The following is an 18,948-nucleotide window of genomic DNA, read 5'->3' on the forward strand; positions in this document are numbered from 1 at the left end:
TGAGGGGTTGATTTAGACCTTAGTCTACCATGTGTTGCGTTGCAGCAGGGAGTGCCAGGAGTCGTCTTCTCCTGGCAAGGCTGGCATGCTGAGCGGTTCGTCGAAACCCCAAGGACACCCGGACATGTCGACATCCACTGCGACCCAGGCCGCCTCGGGACCGCTTCCGCGCCATCTTGCCGTGCTGCTCCTGGCCAGCGTGGCGACGCTGTTTGCCGGCAATCATGTCGCCGCCCGGCTGGCCTTCGATGACGGCACCGGCCTGTTGTTGGCGGTGCTGGTGCGCTCGGCGGTGGCCCTGGCGGTGCTCTCGGCGCTGTTTCTGGCCCAGGGCAAGCGCCTGGCGCTGCCGAGAGCGACGTGGCCCTGGCAGCTGGCGGTGGGGGCGCTGATCGCCCTGCAGAGCCTGATGCTCTATTCGGCGGTAGCGCGGATTCCGGTGGTAGTGGCGCTGCTGTTGATGAACACCTTCCCCATCCAGCTGGCGCTGTTGACCTGGGCCCTGGGCGGCCCGCGCCCCACTCTGCGTGCCGCCCTGATCATGGCGGTGATCCTCGCCGGGCTGGTGGTAGTGCTCGACGTGCCGGCCTGGCTGGCCGATCCCGAGGCCATGGGGCCGGACTGGCGCTCGGGCGTGGTTTTCGGGCTGATTGCCGCAGCGGGGCTGGCCGGCGCCCTGTGGATCACCGAGCACCATCTCGCGGCGGTGGGCAGCACCCTGCGCAGCCTGCTGACCATGCTCACGGTGCTGGTCGCTATGCTGCTGGCCGGTGCACTGAGCCTGGTGCCCGGTGGCATGGCGCTGCCGGCTTCCGCAACCGGCTGGACGGGGCTCGCCGCCCTGGCGGTGCTCTACAGCGTGGCCTTCTCCGTGCTGTTCATCAGCGTGCCGCGGCTGGATATGGCGCGCAATGCCCCGGTGATGAACGTCGAGCCGGTGGCCTCGCTGGCGCTGGGCTACCTGGTGCTGGGGCAGATGCTCTCGGCCGTGCAGCTGCTGGGCGGCGCTATCGTACTGGGCGGCATCGTGGTGCTGAGCCTGTCGCGACAGGGCTGAGCGACTTGAGTCTTGCACGGGGACGGTCCCTGTACCAAAATGGGGGCTGCGTAGGGAAACACCGTTTCCTAATTGGAGGTAGACCATGAAAACCGTTGCCGTTACATCGATTTCCGCGCTGCTGCTGGCGGGTGCTTTCGCTACCACCGCCCAGGCCCAGCAGCCCCTCTACCCCAACCCTACGTTGGGGGCGATGCGATGTTCTGGGAAATCAATCCCGACGGTGCGCCCAGTCGCGACAGCGTTGGCCTGCGCCTGCGCGGCGGCGCCCAGTTCAATGAGTTCTTCGCCGTGGAAGGCCACCTGGGCACCGGCGGGTCGGATGGCCCTGTCGAACTCGACTACCTGGTGGGCGCCTATGCCAAGGGCATCGTGCCGATCTCCCAAGAGTTTCGGCTCTACGGCCTGGCCGGGGTGACCGAGGTGGACTTCGACGTGGATCGTGAGAGCGACTTCTCCTACGGGGCCGGGGCGGAGTTCGACGTGGCGCCTAACCTGGCAGTCGGCGCTGACTATATGCGCTACCTGGACAAGTCTGACGGCACCTTCGATGCCGCCAGCGTGGGTGTGCGCTTCCGGTTCTGAAGCGACTCCCCGCGCTTCGCCTGCGCCCTCGACGCCCTCGGTGTCGGGGGCGCTTTGCGTCGGTCTTGCGCTATTTTGGTGCGCTCTCGAGGTGCGCTGCCTCTCCATAAGGCAGCGACATCGGCGCACTGGCCCGCTCGGCGTGGCCTGTCGCCCAGCCGCAGGTTGGCATGCTACCTGCAAGGTCATAGGGTGATTCTTCTCCACGAAGGTGATGCCATGCCGACCGACACCCTGTCCGCCGCTTTGCCAGACGCCGCCAGCCGCAAGGCGCCTGTCCGGGACGCCCTGACGCCGCGGCTGCTGTTTACCGACCTGGACGGGTCGCTGCTGGGCCCGCGTAGCCGCGACGGGGCCCTGGCGCACCCTTGGCTTGCCCGCCTCAAGCAGCACGGGGTGCCGGTGATTCCCGTGACCTGCAGGACGCGCCACGAGCTGGCGCCGCTGCGCCTGTCCCTGGGGCTCGCCGATACGCCCTTTATCGCCGAGAACGGTGCCGTGGTCGGGCTGCCGCCGGCCTGGTGCCATGCGCGGCTGGAGCGATCTCCCGGCCCAGACGGGGTCTCGGTCAAGACCCTGGGGGTGGATATCGCCTTCATTCGCAAGCGGCTCTCGGTCTGGCGCAAGCGCCTGGGAGCGGAGTTCACCCTGACCAGCGAGATCGCCCTGGCGCGGCTGATGGAGGTGGCCGAGGTCGATGAGGCCGAAGCGCGTCTGGCGCGCATGCGCGAGGGCAGCGAGCCGCTACTGTGGCACGGCGATGACGCCCAGCTCGAAGCCTTGCGAGAGGGGCTGGCGGGGGATGGCCTCAGCCTGCTGCGCGGCGAGCGCTTCTGGTATGTCACCGGCCAGGTCGACAAGGGATGCGCCGTGGAGTGGCTGCTGGGGCGCTTCACGGCCCTGCGGGGCCGCCGCCCGCAGACGCTGGGGCTCGGGGATGGGCCCAACGATGTCGGCATGCTCGAAGCAATGGATCAGGCGGTGGTGATCCGCAGCCGCCACGGGCTTGCCGTCGAGCCGGCCCATCCGGCCCTCTATCGGACCGCGGCCATGGGGCCTGCCGGCTGGGCCGAGGGAGTGGCCCACTGGTGGGGGCGAACCGACAGCCGGCTGATGCCGAGGGCGGCTCGCGCCGCCTAGGAGCCTGTCGGATTTGACCGATCGTCGCGAGGAACACGGATTTCGAGACAAGTTTATCGATCTGATGAGGCGAATAGCGCGCTATTTAACGATTCAGATCGAATGAAATTGGCCGAAAGCCCGGGTTTCGTAGCAGGTCAGCGTTAAGTCCGACAGGCTCCTAGCTCTCAGGCCACTGGCCGTTCTCCCTCCACTGCCGGAGGCTGGCCGGCAGCCGGGTGAGCTCCGGGCCCTCCAATACCGCGACTTGGAGCCGCTGGGCGCGGCGCAGGTGGGATTCGCGCCGCTCGGCGCTGCCCAGGGCGGCGTCGGTCAGCAGTACCCGGGTGGCGCCGAGTTCGTCGCCGTGTTCGGCCAGCTCGTAGAGGCGATGCAGCACCGCGGCATCGTCATCGGGTCGCTCAAGGCACTCGAGGATCAGCGTTCGGTTGTGGTGCACGGCCAGACAGTGGAACACCGTGGGTTCGTCGTTGTGGCGTCCGCTGAGGTCGATCACATGGGCCTCGGCGCAGACTCGCGCCAGCCCGGCCTCCCGAGCGCACAGCCAGGCGTATTCGCCGAGCCAGCCGCCCGACAGGTAGTGGGCCGCGGCCGGAGTGGTCACGCTCAGTGCCCGGGGTTGCTCCTGTGACCAGTCGATCAGTCCCGCTTCGCCGAGCTGCTGCAGGGCGTCGGTTTCGGGAAAGAGTGGCGTGTGGGTCAGCAGGTGTGAGGTGTCGTGCTCTCCCGCCGATGGGCTTGCCGTTGCCAGTAGCGCCTTGAGTTCGCCGAGCAGCGGCGCGATGCGCGGCGCCTGATGGGCCAGGAAACGGGTCAGGGGCCGCCGGGCCGCCACGGCTTGCTGCCACTCGGCCCCGTCCGAAGCGGCGCGGATGCGCTTTCGTCCGTGGACCTGCAGGATGTGGTCGGCCGTCAGTACCGCGCTGATCGGCAGATGCCGGAGGGAGCCGGGATCGAGCGACGGGCCGAGGCGGTGGATGACGTTGCGTTCGGGGTCGAGATGGAGGCAGTCGGCGCCGCAGAGGCGCATGGCTTGCTGGAACAGCAGTGCCGTGAGGCGGTCGCCGCCGGCCAGGTCGCAGGTGACCTCAAGGGGCGGGACGTCGCGCTGCTGAGCGGCCAGCTCCCGGGCCAGCGCCAGGGCCAGCTCGGCGGTGCGCTGCGGGTCGCCCTGGGCAGGCCCTCGTGCAGCCGGATCTCGTGGGCCTCGGGCAACTCGTGCTGAAGCAGGATGCGCAGCCGCTCGGCGGCCTGCTGCCCGCGTTGGCAGGCCACCAGCACGATCCGCTCGGGTCGCAGCTGCAGCAGCGGGATCAGGGTGCGCTCGGGATGCTCGTTGACCAGCGCGATGTGCAGGTGGGGCATGGCCTGGTTCCTTCTACGGCGGCGACCAACCCGGGCGAGGGGGCGCCTTCATGAGGACAGGCTATCTCAGGCAGACCGTCTGTCGCCATTGCAGCAAAAAAAACGCCGGCCCGAGGGCCGGCGCTGTCGAGAGACTTTTGCCTGTCTACACCTCCTTGTACAGCTCGGCGCCCTCCTGGCGGAACTTCTCCGCCTGCTCCTCCATGCCCTTCATCACCGCTTCCTGGTCGCCGTTAAGCCCTTTCTCGGCGGCGTAGTCGCGCACCTCCTGGCTGATCTTCATGGAGCAGAACTTGGGGCCGCACATGGAGCAGAAGTGGGCCACCTTGGCCGAGTCCTTGGGCAGGGTCTCGTCGTGGTACTCCCGGGCGGTGTCCGGGTCGAGGCCCAGGCTGAACTGATCCTCCCAGCGGAACTCGAAGCGCGCCTTGGAGAGCGCGTTGTCACGCCTTTGCGCTGCAGGATGCCCCTTGGCGAGATCCGCCGCGTGGGCGGCGATCTTGTAGGTGATGATGCCGGTCTTGACGTCGTCCTTGTTGGGCAGGCCCAGGTGCTCCTTGGGCGTGACGTAGCAGAGCATGGCGCAGCCGTACCAGCCGATCATCGCCGCGCCGATGCCGGAGGTGATGTGGTCATACCCCGGGGCGATATCGGTGACCAGCGGGCCGAGGGTATAGAAGGGCGCCTCGTCGCAGTATTCGAGCTGCTTGTCCATGTTCTCCTTCACGAGATGCATGGGCACGTGACCGGGGCCTTCGATCATCACCTGGACGTCGTGCTTCCAGGCGATGTGGGTCAGCTCGCCGAGGGTCTTGAGCTCGGCCATCTGCGCCTCGTCGTTGGCGTCGGCCACCGAGCCGGGGCGCAGGCCGTCGCCCAGGGAGAAGGCCACGTCGTAGCGCTTGCAGATCTCGCAGATCTCCTCGAAGTGGGTGTAGAGGAAGCTCTCCTGGTGGTGATAGAGGCACCACTTGGCCATGATCGAGCCGCCGCGGGAGACGATGCCGGTGACACGCTTGGCGGTGAGCGGCACATAGCGCAGCAGTACGCCGGCGTGGATGGTGAAGTAGTCCACGCCCTGCTCGGCCTGCTCGATCAGGGTGTCGCGGAACACCTCCCAGGTGAGGTCCTCGGCCACGCCCTTGACCTTCTCCAGGGCCTGGTAGATCGGCACCGTGCCGATGGGCACCGGGGCGTTGCGGATGATCCACTCCCGGGTCTCGTGGATGTTCTGGCCGGTGGAGAGATCCATGATGGTGTCCGAGCCCCAGCGGATGCCCCAGGTCATCTTGTCGACCTCCTCCTCGATGGAGGAGGTCACCGCCGAGTTGCCCAGGTTGCCGTTGATCTTCACCAGGAAGTTGCGGCCGATGATCATCGGCTCGGACTCCGGGTGGTTGATATTGCAGGGGATGATCGCCCGGCCGGCGGCCACCTCGGCGCGCACGAATTCTGGGGTGATCTCTTCCGGCAGGCGGGCGCCGAAGCCCTGGCCGGGATGTTGGTGGCCCAGAATCCGCTCGACCTCCTCGGTGCCCAGCGCTTGCCGACGCTGATTTTCCCTGATGGCGATAAATTCCATCTCCGGGGTGATGATCCCCTGGCGAGCGTAGTGCAGCTGGGTGACGTTCTTGCCTGCCTTCGCGCGTCTTGGCGTACGGGTCAGGTCGAAGCGCAGCGGGGCCAGCGTCGGGTCGTTGGCGCGGCGCTTTCCGTACTCGGAGGTGGGGCCGTCGAGGAACTCGGTGTCGCCGCGCTCCTCGATCCAGGCGCGACGCAGTTCGGGTAGGCCGCGGCGCAGGTCATTGCTGACCTCGGGGTCGGTGTAGGGGCCGGAGGTGTCGTAGACCAGCAGCGGCGGGTTCTCCTCGTCGGACCCGGAGGTCTTGGTCGGGGAGAGCGCGATCTCGCGGAAGGGCACGCGGATATCGGGGCGTGAGCCCTCGACGTAGATCTTGCGCGAGCCGGGCAGCGGCTGGATGGCGGCCTCGTCGACCTGGGCGGTCTCGGCGAGGAAGTGGGCGGTCTTGCTCATTGGATGTTCTCCCTTGGGAGTTGTCGTCAGGGAGGACAGCTGGGAGGACAGGGGCAGGGGGCGGCACCTGGGCCCCGCTGCATGTCGCTTGATCCCTACGCTGGTCCTAGCCAGTTCAGGTTCAACGGGATCCATGCTTGCCAGCGCATGATCTCAGCCGTTTTCAACGGCACCCCGTCAAGCGTGGTGGTCGATTGCTCAGGGTTATCGCAGATAGCTCCATCGCTTGGGGCTGATCCGGCAACAAGCCTGAGAGGAGGCGCTGTGAATACCTCCCTGTACGCTACCGACGCCATCCATGGCGTAGGACCTCCTCTCTAGCTTGTCCCCGGCGCCCTTCGCTGTCGCCAACTGCGACAGCCTTGGAACTATTGCTTAGGCAAGTTACATCTTGCCTACCGCGTCTGGCGTGACCAGCACCAGAGCGGGTCTTTCTGTGGGGCCAGACCGTCAGTCGCTGCGATCCAGCCCCATCTGCCAGAAGTCGATCTCGAGGCGCGTGGCATCGCGGAAGATGCGGGTCAGCTCAGCGAAGCGCGCCGGCGTGACGTCGGCCAGGCGGCTGTCGAGCCATTCGCGCTCGGCGCGCATGGCGGCCTGGAACTCCTGGCTCTCGTACATGGCGATCCAGGCGTCATAGGGGTTGGCCTCGCCGCGAACGGTGTCGGGCCGGCCATTCAGCCAATTGGCGATCTCGCCGTAGCCCACCAGGCAGGGGGCCAGGGCCACGTGCAGGTCGAGCAGGTCGCCGCGGTTGCCGGTGTCCAGCACGTAGCGGGTATAGGCCAGGGTCGCCCGGGCCTCGGGGAGCTCGGCGAGCTCTTCCTCCGTGATGCCCCAGTCGCGGCAGTAGCTCACATGCAGGCCCAGCTCCAGGTCGACGATCGCCTTGAGCCCCTCGTGAGCCTGGCGCAAATCGGAAAGCGTCGGGCTCTTGTAGGCGGCCAGGGCGTAGGCCCGGGCGAAGTGGATCAGGAAGAGGTAGTCCTGCTTCAGGTAGTGGCGAAAGGCGTCTTCGGACAGGGTGCCGGCGCCCAGGGAGCGCACGAAGTCGTGTTCGATGTAGGCACGCCAGTCGTCGTGGATGGCGTCGGTCAGGTCGTCGAAGCGATAGCCCATGGGCGTCTCCGCTGGTCGGTGACGACCCGGTGAGAGCGCAGCGAAGCGGGTGGGGAAGGCGAGGATCGGGGAGGGCGTCGCGGGACACCCAAACGGACCACGGCCTGATTCCCTACGCCGGTTCATGCCGCCTTCCATGTCAAGGAAGGGCTCACCCGGATCAGGTTCCACGGGATCGGCGCTCGGCGTCTCGACACCCTTCGCCATCTCAGCCGGATCTCACCGGCACCCCGTCAAGCGTGAACGCCAGTCTAGCAGGACGGGCCGGGCTTGCCAGCCCCTGTATAGGTCATTTTGCGGAAATATTTTTCATTTCCTGTTTCGCCACAGCCAGCGCATGTCGATACCGAAGGAGGCCGTTAGCGCCGCCAGTGCCGTGGCCGCCAGCCAGCTGGTGGCCTGTGTACCCAGGAGCGGCAGCAGGCCCAGCATCAGCGCCACCACCTGCCAGACGCAGACCGCCTTGCGTCGCAGGCTCTCGGGCAGTTCGGCGCCGAGCCAGGGCCAGCGCCAGCCTGCCGCCACGAACCCATAGCGCATGGCGCCGATCGCTAGCACCCAGGGGCCGACCTTGCCCAGGGAGAGCAGCGCCAGGCACAGCACCAGAATGAAGAAGGCGTCCAATTCCATGTCGAAACGGGCGCCGAAGGCGCTGGCGCTGCCGGTGCGGCGTGCCACCCAGCCATCGGCGCCGTCCAGCAGCAGGGCCAGCAGCGCCAGGCCGGCCAGCGGCCAGGGATGACGGGCCAGCAGCGCCGGGTCCACCAGGGCGCCGGCCAGCAGCGCCACCAGGGCGGCACGGGTCAGCGTGACCCGGTTGGCCCAGCCCAGCCCCCGCCGGCCCGGCCAGGCGCAGAGCACCATGCCGGCCATGGCCAGGTAGACGCCCGTCGCCGTGGTGGGTACCCAGGCACTGGCCTGCAGGCCCAGCGCCAGCAGCGAGCCCAGCACCAGCACGGCGGCGAGGCCCGCCAGGAGCTCGGCCAGCGTGGAAAGGCGGCCAGTCGTGGGGCGTGATGGGTCGCTATGCTGACGAGAGTGAAGCGACATGCGCGGCACCCAGGCTGTCGGTTGACGAAAAACAATTGATGCAATTATTTTTATATGTACCACTATTGTAAAAGAAAGTCGCTACCAATGGAGCCAAAGCGCATCAGCCGTTGTCATGATCAAGGAGGCGTGACGCACAGGCTCCTAGGGAGTATTGCAGAGGAGAGGCCATGCGCGAGTCCACCGCCACCGCCTACTGGGTGTTGTCACCCGGCCACGGGACGCTGCGAGAGGAGCCGTTGCCGCCTCCGGGCAGCGGCGAGGTGAGGGTGCGTGCCCTCTACGGCGGGATCAGTCGCGGTACCGAGGCGCTGGTCTTCCAGGGCCAGGTGCCAGTCAGCGAGTACGCGCGGATGCGTGCGCCCTTTCAGGTCGGCGACTTCCCGGGCCCGGTGAAGTACGGCTACGTCAGCGTCGGCCGGGTCGAGGCGGGCGACGCCGACCTGGTCGACCGCCAGGTGTTCTGCCTGCACCCCCATCAGGACCGCTACGTGGTGCCGCGCGATGCCGTGGTGCCGCTGCCCGAGGGGCTGCCGGCCCCCCGGGCGGTGCTCGCCGCCAACATGGAGACCGCCCTCAACGGCTGCTGGGATGCTGCGCCGCGCCTCGGTGATCGCATCGCCGTGATCGGCGCCGGTGTGGTCGGCGTGCTGGTGGCCTGGCTCTGTGCGGCCATACCCGGCACCCGCGTGCAGCTGGTGGATGTGGCACCGCAGCGGGCCGACCTGGCCGAGGGGCTGGACCTCGACTTCCGCCTCCCCGAGCGCGCCGAGGCCGATAACGACCTCGTCATCCACGCCAGCGGCAATCCCGAGGGGCTGCGCCTGGCGCTGAGGCTGGCCGGCCTCGAGGCGCGGGTGGTGGAGATGAGCTGGTTCGGGAGCCTTGAAGCGACGCTGCCGCTGGGCGAGGCCTTCCACTCCCGGCGACTCAAGCTGATCAGCAGCCAGGTGGGGCGGCTGCCCAGCGAACGCACGCCGCGCTGGGATCACCGCCGACGGTTGACGCTGGCCCTGGGGCTGCTGCGCGACCCGCGCCTCGATGCCCTGATCAGCGGCGAGAGCGACTTTCACGCCTTGCCCGCCTTGATGCCCCGCCTGGCGGCCGGCGGCGGCGAGGTGCTCTGCCATCGGCTGCGCTACCGGCAGTCCGCTGGGCAACACGATGACCCTTCGACCGGAGATTCGCCATGTACAGCCTGACCGTGCGTGACCACGTCATGATCGCCCACAGCTTTCGGGGGAGGTCTTCGGGCCCGCCCAGCGACTCCATGGCGCCACCTACGTGGTGGATGTCACCTTTCAGCGCCGCGAGCTGGATGACGATGACCTGGTGGTGGACATTGGCCTGGCCGGGGCCGCGTTGAAGGAGGTGCTGGACGACTACCGCTTTCATAACCTCGACGAGTGGGAGGCCTTTCAGGGCCGCAATACCACCACCGAGTTCATGGCCCGGGTGATCTTCGAGCGACTGGCCGAGGCCATCCAGGCGGGACAGCTCGGTGACGCCGCCCAGGAGCTTCTCGCCATGCGCGTGACCCTGCATGAATCCCATATCGCCTGGGCCAGCTACGAGGCCGAGCTATGAGTCCAGGCGTGGCGACTGCGGCTGCCGAGCTGACGCTGATCGTCGCCGGCGACCCCGGCCAGCTCACCGGCGGCTATGTCTATGACGCCCGGATCGTGGCGGCCCTGCGCGAACGGGGCTGGCGGGTCGAGGTGGTGGGGCTGGAGGGGCGTTTTCCCGAGGCCGACGCCCGGGCCAGGGCGAGCATGGCGGAGGCGCTGGCGGCGCTGCCCGATGGCGCCCGGGTGGTGATCGACGGCCTGGCCCTGGGCGGGCTGCCCGAGGCCGTCGCCCCCCACGCCGACCGGCTCTGCCTGATCGCGCTGGTCCACCATCCCCTGGCCGAGGAGACCGGTCTGGATGACGCCACCCGGGAGCGCCTGCGCCACAGCGAGACCCGCGCGCTGGCGCTGGTGCGCCAGGTGATTGCCACCAGCGCCTATACCGCCCGCGGCCTGGCGCACTACGGGGTGCCCGCTTCTCGGGTCGCGGTGGTCGAGCCCGGCGTGATGCGCGCCCCCCTGGCGGCGGGCAGCCGTGAGCCGGCGCCGCCGGGCCGCTCCCCGCGGCTGCTCTGCGTGGCGACCCTGACGCCGCGCAAGGGCCACGATCTGCTGGTCGAGGCGCTGGCCTCCCTGGCGAGCCATGACTGGCGCTGCGACTGCATCGGCAGCCTGACCCGCGATCCCGCCCATGCCTCCCGGGTCGCCGAGCGGATTCGCCACCACCGGCTGGAAGATCGGCTGCGGCTGCTGGGCGAGCAGGGGGCCGAGGCGCTAGAGGCGGCTTACCGCCAGGCGGACCTCTTCGTGCTGGCCTCCTACTATGAGGGCTACGGCATGGTGGTGACCGAGGCGCTGGCCCGAGGCCTGCCGGTGATCACCACCACCGGCGGTGCCCTGGCCGACACCCTGCCGGCCGAGGCGGGACTGGCGGTGTCGCCCGGCGACAGCCGGGCGCTGGCCGCGGCGCTGGCGCGCTGGTTCGAGGCGCCGGCGCTGCGGGCCCGGCTGAGAGGCGGTGCCCGGGATGCCCGTCAGCGCCTGGGTGACTGGCACGCCGCCGGTGACGCCTTCGCTGAGGCGCTGCCCGAGCCGGCGGAGCTCGCGCCATGAATGCCCCTGCCGCACAGGGCCGCTTCAGCGCCGACTGGCTCGCCCAGCGTGAGGCGCTGGACGCGTGCTCGCGCAGCCAGCGGCTGACGGGGCTCGCCGTCGAGTGGCTTGCCTCGCGCCCGGCGCCCTTTGATCTGGTCGACCTGGGCAGCGGCACCGGCAGCAACCCGCGCTTCCTGGCGCCGCGCCTGCCCGGCCCCCAGCGCTGGCGGCTGGTGGATCACGACCCGGCGCTGCTGGCCCGCGCCCGGCGGGCCCGACTACACGACGCCGCCGGCCGACGGGTGACGCTGCAGACCCGCTGCTGCAGCCTGGCGCCCTTCGATGCGACGCTGCTCGACGGGGCGGCGCTGATCACCGCCTCGGCGCTGTTCGACCTGGTGTCGCGCCCCTGGTGCAAGACGCTGATCGATGCCGCGTCCCGGCGCGGTCAGGCGCTGCTGTTGACCCTCAGCGTGGACGGCGACTGGGGCTTTCTCGATGCCCGCGGCGAACGCTGCGACGATGACGAGGACACCGAGGTGCGGGCCCTGTTTCAGGCCCACCAGCGTCGCGACAAGGGGCTGGGCGCCGCCCTGGGCGGCGAGGCGCCGGCGCTACTGGTCCAGTGGCTGGCCGCCGCCGGCTACCGGGTCCAGGATGCCGCCACCCCCTGGGTGCTGGCGGCGGGCAGCGAGGCGGCGCGCAACCTGGGGCTGGCGCTGGTGGACGGCTGGGCCGGGGCGGCCCTGGAGCAGGCCCCGGATCGCCGGCCCCGGCTGGCCCAGTGGCAGGCGCGGCGGCGCGGTGCGCTGGCGGCCGGTGAGCTCGGCCTGCGCGTGGGGCACCGTGATCTCTTCGCCTGGCCCGGCGGGAATGGCGCTTGGGGTGGGGCATGAAGCGCCGCCTGCTGGCACGCCTGTGGCGGCCGCTGGCCAGCCTGCTGCTGCTGGCGGCGCTGGCCCTGTGGCTGGACCCCCGCGCGGTGATCGCCGAGGTCGAGCGGCTCTCGCCGGGCTGGGCCCTGCTGGCCCTGGCGCTGACCCTGCCCCAGGTGGCGCTGTCCGCCTGGCGTTGGCGCTTCACCGCCCGCCTGCTGGCGGTGCCCTTGGACTGGGGGCGGGCCCTGCGCGACTACTACCTGGCAATGTTTCTCAATCAGGTGCTCCCCGGCGGGGTGATGGGCGACGCCGCCCGAGCCTGGCGCCACTCCCGCGCCAGCGGTCGGCAGGGGGGCGCCTGGCGAGCGGTGATCATCGAGCGAGCCTCGGGGCAGCTGGCGGTGCTGCTGCTGACCCTGCTGGTGGTCACGCTCTCGCCGCTGTGGCACGGCGTCATGGCCGACGCGGCGGCCTGGGCTGCCGGGGCGCCGCCCTGGCGGCTGGCCGCCTGGCTGCTGCCGACGGCCGCGGTGGGGCTGGTCGTCGGGCTGCTGGCCTGGCGCCTGCTGCGCCATCCGCCGCGGGCGCTGGTCGGCCTGGGCGGCGATCTCTATCGCAGCCTGCTGGCGGTCTCGGCGTGGCCGCGACAGCTGGCCGGCTCGCTGCTGGTGGTGCTCAGTTACGCGCTGGTGTTCGTCTGCGCGGCCCGGGCCATCGGGGTGTCGCTGCCGACGACGACCCTGTTGGCGCTGGTGCCGCCGGTGCTGCTGGCCATGCTGATCCCGCTGTCGGTGGCCGGCTGGGGCGTGCGTGAAAGCGCCGCGGCGCTGGTCTGGGCGCTGGTCGGGCTGCCGGCGGCCCAGGGCGTGGCGGTGTCGCTGGCCTACGGCGCCCTGGTGCTGCTGGCCAGCCTGCCGGGCGGGCTCTGCGTGCTGGCCGAGATGCTGCGCCGGCGACGCCCCGCACCGGGCGGAGGTTCAGGCCCCGGTGAGCCGCAGATCGAAGAGGGTGTCGTCACCGCAGCGGAAGGTACGCGCCTGGGGGCGCCGGGCCTCGTCGAGGGTGGCGATCGGCGCCAGCGTCAGGCCCGGGCGGCCGGAGCCGATCAGCAGCGGCGCCACCAGCAGGTGCAGCCGGTCGAGCACCCCGGCCTCGAGAAAGCGCGACACCGTGACCCCGCCACCCTCGACCAGCACCCGCCTCAGACCGTGCTCGGCCAGGGCGTCCAGCACCGCGGCGGGCGAGAAGCCGTCGCCCGCCAGGGGCAGGGTCAGGCGCGTGACGTGAGGGCCCGGGGCGCCGGCGCGGCGGCCTCGGGGCCCAGCAGGTGCAAGGTCGGGGCATCGGCGTCGCACAGCAGGCGAGCGGTCGCCGGCACCCGGCCGCGGGGGTCGAGGATCACCCTGACCGGCGAGCGACCGGGCACGTGGCGCACGGTGAGCAGCGGGTCGTCGGCGATGACGGTGCCGGCGCCCACCACCACGGCGTCGAGCAGAGCGCGCAGGCGGTGCAGGTGGGTGCGGCTCGCCAGGCCGTTGATGTAGTGGGAGTGGCCGCTCTGGGTGGCGATGCGGCCATCCAGGCTCTGGCCCAGCTGGGCCACGGCCAGCCGCCCGCGGTGGGCCGCCAGCGGCACCAGGCAGTCGAGCAGTTCGCGGGCCGCCTCGCTGACGGCGCCCCGGGCGTGCCAGGCCCCCTGGGCATCGAGCCACAGCGGGGCGGCTTCCGACGGCGGCTCGCTCTCGCACCGCCGGCACAGCCACTGCCAGGCCGCGTCGCACGCCAGGGGTTCGGGCGTCGCTTCGCTCATGGGGCCTCCGGGTCGGATTCAGCGTTTCATCATGCGTCGTCCGCCATGGCGGCACAAGGCACGCAAGGAGATCGTCATGCATCAGGTTGAACGCGCCATCTTCGATATTCGCCGTGGCCTGCCGGTCCTGCTGGTGGCCGGTGAGGAGCGCGTGCTGGTCCAGGCGCTGGAGGGGGCCGGCAACGACGTGCCGGCGCGCCTCGCCGAGCGGGCCGGCATGCCGCCGGCGCTGGTGCTCAGCCAGCATCGGCTGGCGCTGCTGGGCGTCGAGGCGCGGGGGCGCCGGCACGGCTGGCACTGCCGCCCGGCCTCGACGAAATGCACCTGGCGGCGCTGGCGGTCGGCGCCGAAACGCTGCAGGGGCCACAGCGACGGGCGTGGCGCGAGCGGCTGGAGCCCGCGGCGCTGGCGGACCGCGGGGCCCTGGCGCTGATGCGCCGGGCGCTGCTGATTCCCTCGGCGCTGGTGGCCCGGGTCAGCGAGGCGCAGCGCACGGCGGTCGAGGCGGCGCTGGCCAGCGGTGAGCTGCTGGCGGTGGAAGCCGAGGCCGCCGAGCGCTGCCTGGAGGGGACCGGCGGCATGCTCAAACGGGTCAGCGAGGCGCATATTCCCCTGGCCGACGCCTTCGATACCCGCTTCATCCTGTTTCGCGAACCCGACGGGCTGCGCGAGCACCTGGCGGTGGTGATCGGCGCGCCGGAAGCCGGCAGCGCGCCGGTGCCGCTGCGGCTGCATTCGGCCTGTCTCACCGGCGACCTGTTCGCCAGCCTGCGCTGCGACTGCGGCGAACAGCTGCGCAATGCCGTGGCCGAAATCGAAGCCCTGGGCGGCGGCGTGCTGCTCTATCTGGCCCAGGAGGGGCGCGGCATTGGCCTGGCCAACAAGCTGCGCGCCTATACCCTGCAGGACAACGGCCTGGATACCGTGGATGCCGACCACACCCTGGGCTTCGGCGAGGATGAGCGCCGCTACGGGGTGGCGGTGGACATGCTCGGTTCGCTCGGCATTCGTCGGGTGCAGCTGCTGACCAACAACCCGGGCAAAGTGACGGCCCTGGCCGACGGCGGCATCGAGGTGGTGGCCCGCCAGGCCCTCTACGGCAGCCTCAACGACCACAACCGACGCTACCTCAGCGCCAAGGCGGAGCGCGCCGGCCACCTGCTCGACGAGGTGCTCGAGCGCGGAGGCGGGCGCTCCTAGGAAGCTAAAGCGTCTCCTAATATTAGAAAATTTCGCCTGTAGGAACGCCCGGTTCCCGTCGCGACTGGCGCCGGTAGGCGCCCTGGCGGAGGCATTCGGGGCTATCACCAGCGCCGACAACACCGCCGGGAGGCTGTCGCCTCCAGTCGCGATCTAAAGGTTCTCCTACATTAGAGAGACTCGCCTGTAGGAGCGCCGGTTCCCGTCGCGACTGGCGCCGATAGGCGCCCTGGCGGAGGCATTCGGGGCTATCACCAGCGCCGACAACACCGCCGGGAGGCTGTCGCCTCCAGTCGCGATCTAAAGATTCTCCTACATTAGAGAGATTCGCCTGTAGGAGCGCCCGGTTCCCGTCGCGACTGGCGCCGGTAGGCGCCCTGGCGGAGGCGGTGGCGTTCGGGGCTATCACCAGCGCCGACAACACCGCCGACAACACTGCCGGGAGGCTGTCGCCTCCAGTCGCGATCTAAAGAGGCTCCTACATTAGAAAAATTCGCCTGTAGGAGCGCCCGGTTCCCGTCGCGACTGGCGCCGGTAGGCGCCCTGGCGGAGGGCGAAGCGTTATTTGCTATTTTCAACGCCGGGGACCCCCGCCCAGAGAGGGCATGGCCCGGACCTCGCGCAGGACCCGACTGATGCGCTCGGCGTAGTGGTCGACCAGGCGCGCGCCCAGCTCGGCGCTGCCCAGGCGTGCATCGCCCACCACCCCCTCCGGGTGCAGGTCCTCGGCCAGCCAGGCGAAGGCCGCTTCCCCCTCCGGGCCCAGCAGCTGGTGCTCCTCCGCCATGGCCTGGCCCCGGGAGATCGGGTGCCCCAGATGCGCAAGGCGTACCTTCTCCGGCGCCAGATGGCGCATCAACGCAGTCTCCAGGGCGCCGCCGTGCAGCCCGTGGCGCAGCTCCTCGGGCGGCAGATCCTCGCCCGGCAGGTCGTCCGGCAGCGCCAGGCGCATATAGTGCAGCTTGACCACCAGCAGGCCGTGGCGGCGGCGCAGCGCCAGGGCGGCGCTGTCCATCATCGCCTTGTTACCGCCGTGGCTGTTGAGCAGCACCAGCCGCGAGAGCCCGGCGCGGGCCACGGCGTCGCCGTGGGCCTCCAGCACGGCGGCGGCCAGCGCCGGCGACAGGCTCAGGGTGCCGGGAAAGCTCAGGTGCTCCTCGCTGGCACCCACCGCCAGGGGCGGCAGCTGCACCAGCGGGAAGTCCTCGGGCAGGTGGGTCATCGCCGCGGTCAGCAGCCCCGTGCCGATGTCCAGATCGGTGGAAAGGGGCAGATGAGGGCCGTGCTGCTCGATGGCGCCGAGCACCATCACCGCCACGCCGTCGCGCTCGAGCTGGGCGAATTCGCGGCTGGTCAGCGCCTGCCACTGGGGAAAGGCGGGAAGGGGGGCGTCGTGCATCCGGTTGCCTCCTCGGGTCGGGGGAGTCGAGTCGTGCATAGAGATCGCCGGAGGCCAGACCGTCGGCCCCGGCGGCCAGCCAGACGCGGGTCGCCTCGGCGGTGCGCCACGTCGGCCAGTGGAAATCGCGCCGTTCGCCTTCAATGACGTTGAAGCGATAGTCGCCCAGTTCGGCCAGGCGCGCCACGCAGGCCTCGGCCACCTCCAGGGCGCCGGCGACGAACTCCACCGAGACCCCGGCCAGCGGCCGGCTGAGCCCGGCCAGCACCTCGGCCTCGAAGCCCTCCACGTCGATCTTGCAGAAGCGCGGCACGCCGTGTTCGGCGATCAGCGCGTCCAGGGTGGTGACCGGCACTCGGTGCGTCTCTTCCCAGCGCACCTGGCGAAAGCCGGGATTGCGTGTGGTGATGGCCTCGCGCCAGGGGTGGGCCAGGGTCGAGACCGTGGGCGTGGCGCGGCTGATGGCCAGCTTGGCTTCGCCGGGGGCGGCGCCGGCCGCCACCGGCAGCAGGGTTACCCCGAGCCGCCGGCCCACCAGCCGACGGAGCCAGCGAAAGAGGCGGGGCTGCGGCTCCAGGGCGACCACCCGGGCGCCGAGCCCGGCGAAGGCCGCGGTGCGGTCCCCCAGGTGGGCGCCCACGTCGAACACCAGGTCGCCGGGGCCGACGAAGTCGGCGTAGAGCCGGCGCAGGGCGCTCTGGCGGCCGGGGCGCCAGTAGATGATCAGCGAGCGGGCCAGGCCGTAGCCGCGGCGCAGGGGGCGAGCGGGGGCATGTCGGCGGCGCTCATGGGGCGGTCGACCGGTCGGGGCCCGGCGTGCGGCGTGAGAGTCGGGCCAGGGGCATCTCGCCGGGGCGTTCGGGGGTGGCGCCAGCGGCTCGGCGTGGGAGTGGGCGAAGGGCTCGTCGTTGGCTTCATGGGCGAGCAGCGCGGCCGATGCGTCGCCGGGGTAACGCTCAGCAGGCCAAGCCGGGCCAGGGCCTCGGCCGGCCGGCGGCTGCCGCTCAGCCGGGCCAGCAGCGGTGCCAGCAGCAGGCCGCCCCAGATGGGGCTGAGCCACCACAGCAGCGCCGGGGCGAGCCAGCCCACCCCCGCTGCCCACAGGGTGCCTAGCAGCAGGGCGGGGGCGGTGTGACGCAGGGCGTCGTTCCACCTCACCATGCGGCCCTCCCGGGCCTGGCTCCCCCATTCCACGCGGGTGCCGGTGAGCACGCCGAGCACGAAGGCGCTATGAAAGACCATCATCACTGGCGCCAGCAGCACCGCGGCCAGGGCCTCCAGCAGGGCGCTGGCCAGCAGCCGCAGGCGCCCGCCGAAGGCCTCGGGGCGGCTGACCAGGGCCAGCAGCAGGCCCAGCAGCTTGGGCAGCAGCAGCAGCCCCAGGGTGGTGGCGAAGAGCGCGGCGATCAGTTCGGGGCGCGCCTGGGGCCAGAGCGGAAAGAGCTGCTCGGGGTGGACGAAATAGGCCACCTGGCGCTGGGCGCGCAGCACGGCATCGAGGCTTCCCAGCAGCAGCACGGCCAGCCACAGCAGCGAGGAGAGGAAGGCCATGGCGCCCATGACGAAGTGGAGTCGGCTGAGGCCGTGCAGTCCCGGCGCGGCGAGCAGGCGCAGGTGCTGCAGGTTGCCCTGGGTCCAGCGCCGGTCGCGACGGGCATAGTCGAGCAGGTTGCCGGGCATCTCCTCGTAGCTGCCGCCGATGCGGGTCTCGAGCTGCACCTCCCAGCCGGCGCGCCGCATCAGGGCGGCCTCGACGAAGTCATGGCTGAGGATCTCGCCGCCCAGCGGCGGCCGGCCGGACAGCTCAGGCAGGCCGCAGTGCGCCATGAAGGCGCGCAGCCGCAGGATGGCGTTGTGGCCCCAGTAGTTAGCGGTGTCGCCCTGCCAGCTGCTCTGGCCGGCGGCGAGCATGGGCGCATAGAGGCCAGCGGCGAACTGGGCCAGGCGGCCGAAGAGGGTGGCCTGGCGGGCGGGCAGCGGCACGCTCTGGATCAGTCCCACCCGGGGGCGCGCCTGCAGGGCGCGGACCAGCGCCAGCAGCGCCTGGCCGCTCATGCGGCTGTCGGCGTCGAGCACCACCATGAAGTCGTAGTGCCTGCCCCAGCGGCGGCAGAAGTCGGCCAGGTTGCCGGCCTTGCGCCCGCGGTTGTGGGGTCGGCGCCGGTAGTGAAGCTGCAGGCGGCCGGCCAGGCGCCGCTGCAGGGCGGCAATGGCCGCGGCTTCCTGGACGGCGATGGTCGTATCGGTGGTGTCGCTGAGCACGAAGGCATCGAAATGGCGTGCCTCGCCGGTGGCGATCAGGGCCTCGGCGGTGGCTTCCAGGCTGGCCACCACGGCGGCGGGGGCTCGTTGTGGATCGGCATGGCCAGCACGGTACGGCACCGGATGGGGAGCGCTCGTTCGTCGCTGAGACTCGGCAGTCGCGCCAGGGTCAGCGGGTCGCGGCGGGCGAGGACCACCGCGAAGCCGAACAGCGCCGACCAGAAGGCGACGGCGATCCAGGCGAAGGTCAGGGTGAACAGCGCCAGGATCAGCAGCGTCAGCACGCCCTGTCCGTCGGCGTGAAGGATACGCCACATCAGCAGGGCGCCGACCAGGGTGGTGCTGGCCACCAGCAAGGCCAGCAGGACACGCCGGGTGCGCAGCC

Annotated in this window: 19 protein-coding genes, 2 pseudogenes and 2 riboswitches; of the genes and pseudogenes, 10 read left to right on the forward strand and 11 right to left on the reverse strand. The window is 70.6% G+C overall.

Going from position 1 to position 18,948, the window contains the following annotated elements:
• The first annotated feature begins 124 nt into the window (after positions 1-124).
• The 3 genes from ACSJDS_RS07295 to ACSJDS_RS07305 all read left to right on the forward strand — a co-directional run bounded on the left by ACSJDS_RS07295 (position 125) and on the right by ACSJDS_RS07305 (position 2,782).
• Positions 125-1,057 (forward strand): EamA family transporter, encoded by a 933-nt coding sequence (locus ACSJDS_RS07295; protein ID WP_473032686.1) that lies wholly within the window; start codon positions 125-127, stop codon positions 1,055-1,057.
• Between the two features lie 198 nt (positions 1,058-1,255).
• Positions 1,256-1,642: an outer membrane beta-barrel protein gene (locus ACSJDS_RS07300; RefSeq protein WP_473032687.1), complete on the forward strand. Its 387-nt coding sequence runs from the start codon at positions 1,256-1,258 to the stop codon at positions 1,640-1,642.
• 219 nt (positions 1,643-1,861) lie between these two features.
• Complete coding sequence (locus ACSJDS_RS07305; RefSeq protein WP_473032688.1) at positions 1,862-2,782, forward strand: HAD-IIB family hydrolase; 921 nt, start codon at positions 1,862-1,864, stop codon at positions 2,780-2,782.
• Between the two features lie 160 nt (positions 2,783-2,942).
• On the opposite strand, the gene ACSJDS_RS07310 is transcribed toward ACSJDS_RS07305, so the two are convergent.
• The 5 genes from ACSJDS_RS07310 to ACSJDS_RS07330 all read right to left on the reverse strand — a co-directional run bounded on the left by ACSJDS_RS07310 (position 2,943) and on the right by ACSJDS_RS07330 (position 8,351).
• Entirely contained in the window at positions 2,943-3,812 is an 870-nt protein-coding gene (locus tag ACSJDS_RS07310; RefSeq protein WP_473032689.1) for a Card1-like endonuclease domain-containing protein, read from the reverse strand.
• The gene (locus ACSJDS_RS07315; RefSeq protein ID WP_473032690.1) at positions 3,695-4,147 is read right to left on the reverse strand and encodes a hypothetical protein; all 453 of its coding nucleotides are present in this window, start codon (positions 4,145-4,147) and stop codon (positions 3,695-3,697) included. Before ACSJDS_RS07315 ends, ACSJDS_RS07310 begins: the two co-directional genes overlap by 118 nt.
• Before the next feature lie 145 nt (positions 4,148-4,292).
• Positions 4,293-6,182: a phosphomethylpyrimidine synthase ThiC gene (thiC, locus tag ACSJDS_RS07320; protein ID WP_473032691.1), complete on the reverse strand. Its 1,890-nt coding sequence runs from the start codon at positions 6,180-6,182 to the stop codon at positions 4,293-4,295.
• Positions 6,183-6,257: 75 nt separating this feature from the next.
• A riboswitch (TPP riboswitch) is annotated at positions 6,258-6,369 on the reverse strand.
• 263 nt (positions 6,370-6,632) lie between these two features.
• Positions 6,633-7,301: a thiaminase II gene (gene tenA, locus ACSJDS_RS07325; protein ID WP_473032692.1), complete on the reverse strand. Its 669-nt coding sequence runs from the start codon at positions 7,299-7,301 to the stop codon at positions 6,633-6,635.
• A 91-nt stretch (positions 7,302-7,392) separates the two neighbouring features.
• A riboswitch (TPP riboswitch) is annotated at positions 7,393-7,544 on the reverse strand.
• A gap of 66 nt (positions 7,545-7,610) precedes the next feature.
• A complete protein-coding gene (locus ACSJDS_RS07330; protein WP_473032693.1) occupies positions 7,611-8,351 on the reverse strand; it encodes a CDP-alcohol phosphatidyltransferase family protein in 741 nt (246 codons plus the stop codon).
• Between the two features lie 170 nt (positions 8,352-8,521).
• Between ACSJDS_RS07330 and ACSJDS_RS07335 the strand changes: the two genes are divergently transcribed.
• From ACSJDS_RS07335 to ACSJDS_RS07355, 5 genes and pseudogenes are all read left to right on the forward strand, one after another.
• Entirely contained in the window at positions 8,522-9,553 is a 1,032-nt protein-coding gene (locus tag ACSJDS_RS07335; protein WP_473032694.1) for a zinc-dependent alcohol dehydrogenase, read from the forward strand.
• Between the two features lie 82 nt (positions 9,554-9,635).
• The gene (locus tag ACSJDS_RS07340) at positions 9,636-9,938 is read left to right on the forward strand and encodes a 6-pyruvoyl trahydropterin synthase family protein (protein WP_473032695.1); all 303 of its coding nucleotides are present in this window, start codon (positions 9,636-9,638) and stop codon (positions 9,936-9,938) included.
• A gap of 8 nt (positions 9,939-9,946) precedes the next feature.
• Positions 9,947-11,032 carry a glycosyltransferase family 4 protein gene (locus ACSJDS_RS07345; RefSeq protein WP_473032696.1) on the forward strand — a complete coding sequence of 362 codons (1,086 nt, stop codon included), beginning with the start codon at positions 9,947-9,949 and terminating at the stop codon, positions 11,030-11,032.
• Positions 11,029-11,910, forward strand: coding sequence for a hypothetical protein (locus ACSJDS_RS07350; protein WP_473032697.1), 882 nt, complete (start codon positions 11,029-11,031; stop codon positions 11,908-11,910). The genes ACSJDS_RS07345 and ACSJDS_RS07350 overlap by 4 nt, the downstream gene beginning before the upstream one ends.
• Positions 11,907-12,791, forward strand: a pseudogene (locus ACSJDS_RS07355) (lysylphosphatidylglycerol synthase transmembrane domain-containing protein); the annotation flags it as partial. The gene ACSJDS_RS07350 and the pseudogene ACSJDS_RS07355, both read left to right, overlap by 4 nt.
• 78 nt (positions 12,792-12,869) lie before the next feature.
• Here the strand turns inward: ACSJDS_RS07355 and ACSJDS_RS07360 are convergent.
• On the reverse strand, positions 12,870-13,247 hold the full coding sequence (locus ACSJDS_RS07360) for a RibD family protein (RefSeq protein WP_473034990.1): 378 nt from the start codon (positions 13,245-13,247) through the stop codon (positions 12,870-12,872).
• Positions 13,163-13,702 (reverse strand): RibD family protein, encoded by a 540-nt coding sequence (locus ACSJDS_RS07365; RefSeq protein ID WP_473032698.1) that lies wholly within the window; start codon positions 13,700-13,702, stop codon positions 13,163-13,165. Before ACSJDS_RS07365 ends, ACSJDS_RS07360 begins: the two co-directional genes overlap by 85 nt.
• 76 nt (positions 13,703-13,778) lie before the next feature.
• Here ACSJDS_RS07365 and ACSJDS_RS07370 point away from each other — a divergent pair, with 76 nt between their 5' ends.
• Both ACSJDS_RS07370 and ACSJDS_RS07375 read left to right on the forward strand, forming a co-directional pair.
• A complete protein-coding gene (locus ACSJDS_RS07370; protein ID WP_473032699.1) occupies positions 13,779-14,135 on the forward strand; it encodes a hypothetical protein in 357 nt (118 codons plus the stop codon).
• Positions 14,021-14,902, forward strand: a complete 882-nt coding sequence (locus tag ACSJDS_RS07375; protein WP_473032700.1) for a GTP cyclohydrolase II — start codon at positions 14,021-14,023, stop codon at positions 14,900-14,902. Before ACSJDS_RS07370 ends, ACSJDS_RS07375 begins: the two co-directional genes overlap by 115 nt.
• A gap of 574 nt (positions 14,903-15,476) precedes the next feature.
• On the opposite strand, the gene ACSJDS_RS07380 is transcribed toward ACSJDS_RS07375, so the two are convergent.
• From ACSJDS_RS07380 to ACSJDS_RS07395, 4 genes and pseudogenes are all read right to left on the reverse strand, one after another.
• A complete protein-coding gene (locus tag ACSJDS_RS07380) occupies positions 15,477-16,301 on the reverse strand; it encodes a creatininase family protein (RefSeq protein WP_473032701.1) in 825 nt (274 codons plus the stop codon).
• Between the two features lie 247 nt (positions 16,302-16,548).
• Positions 16,549-16,950: pseudogene (locus tag ACSJDS_RS07385) on the reverse strand (FkbM family methyltransferase); the annotation flags it as partial.
• Positions 16,951-17,024: 74 nt separating this feature from the next.
• Positions 17,025-18,635, reverse strand: a complete 1,611-nt coding sequence (gene mdoH, locus ACSJDS_RS07390) for a glucans biosynthesis glucosyltransferase MdoH (protein WP_473032702.1) — start codon at positions 18,633-18,635, stop codon at positions 17,025-17,027.
• Positions 18,599-18,913 (reverse strand): hypothetical protein, encoded by a 315-nt coding sequence (locus tag ACSJDS_RS07395; RefSeq protein WP_473032703.1) that lies wholly within the window; start codon positions 18,911-18,913, stop codon positions 18,599-18,601. The genes mdoH and ACSJDS_RS07395 overlap by 37 nt, the downstream gene beginning before the upstream one ends.
• Between the last annotated feature and the right edge of the window lie 35 nt (positions 18,914-18,948).

The organism is Halomonas sp. SL18_1 (assembly GCF_055755715.1).

Excerpts from the sequence above, each read along its gene's own strand:
- ACSJDS_RS07295 (WP_473032686.1), top strand. The coding sequence starts at position 125 with ATGTCGACATCCACTGCGACCCAGGCCGCCTCGGGACCGCTTCCGCGC.
- ACSJDS_RS07300 (WP_473032687.1), top strand. The coding sequence starts at position 1,256 with ATGTTCTGGGAAATCAATCCCGACGGTGCGCCCAGTCGCGACAGCGTT.
- ACSJDS_RS07305 (WP_473032688.1), top strand. The coding sequence starts at position 1,862 with ATGCCGACCGACACCCTGTCCGCCGCTTTGCCAGACGCCGCCAGCCGC.
- ACSJDS_RS07310 (WP_473032689.1), bottom strand. The coding sequence starts at position 3,812 with ATGCGCCTCTGCGGCGCCGACTGCCTCCATCTCGACCCCGAACGCAAC.
- ACSJDS_RS07315 (WP_473032690.1), bottom strand. The coding sequence starts at position 4,147 with ATGCCCCACCTGCACATCGCGCTGGTCAACGAGCATCCCGAGCGCACC.
- thiC (WP_473032691.1), bottom strand. The coding sequence starts at position 6,182 with ATGAGCAAGACCGCCCACTTCCTCGCCGAGACCGCCCAGGTCGACGAG.
- tenA (WP_473032692.1), bottom strand. The coding sequence starts at position 7,301 with ATGGGCTATCGCTTCGACGACCTGACCGACGCCATCCACGACGACTGG.
- ACSJDS_RS07330 (WP_473032693.1), bottom strand. The coding sequence starts at position 8,351 with ATGTCGCTTCACTCTCGTCAGCATAGCGACCCATCACGCCCCACGACT.
- ACSJDS_RS07335 (WP_473032694.1), top strand. The coding sequence starts at position 8,522 with ATGCGCGAGTCCACCGCCACCGCCTACTGGGTGTTGTCACCCGGCCAC.
- ACSJDS_RS07350 (WP_473032697.1), top strand. The coding sequence starts at position 11,029 with ATGAATGCCCCTGCCGCACAGGGCCGCTTCAGCGCCGACTGGCTCGCC.
- ACSJDS_RS07365 (WP_473032698.1), bottom strand. The coding sequence starts at position 13,702 with ATGAGCGAAGCGACGCCCGAACCCCTGGCGTGCGACGCGGCCTGGCAG.
- ACSJDS_RS07370 (WP_473032699.1), top strand. The coding sequence starts at position 13,779 with ATGCATCAGGTTGAACGCGCCATCTTCGATATTCGCCGTGGCCTGCCG.
- ACSJDS_RS07375 (WP_473032700.1), top strand. The coding sequence starts at position 14,021 with ATGCACCTGGCGGCGCTGGCGGTCGGCGCCGAAACGCTGCAGGGGCCA.
- ACSJDS_RS07380 (WP_473032701.1), bottom strand. The coding sequence starts at position 16,301 with ATGCACGACGCCCCCCTTCCCGCCTTTCCCCAGTGGCAGGCGCTGACC.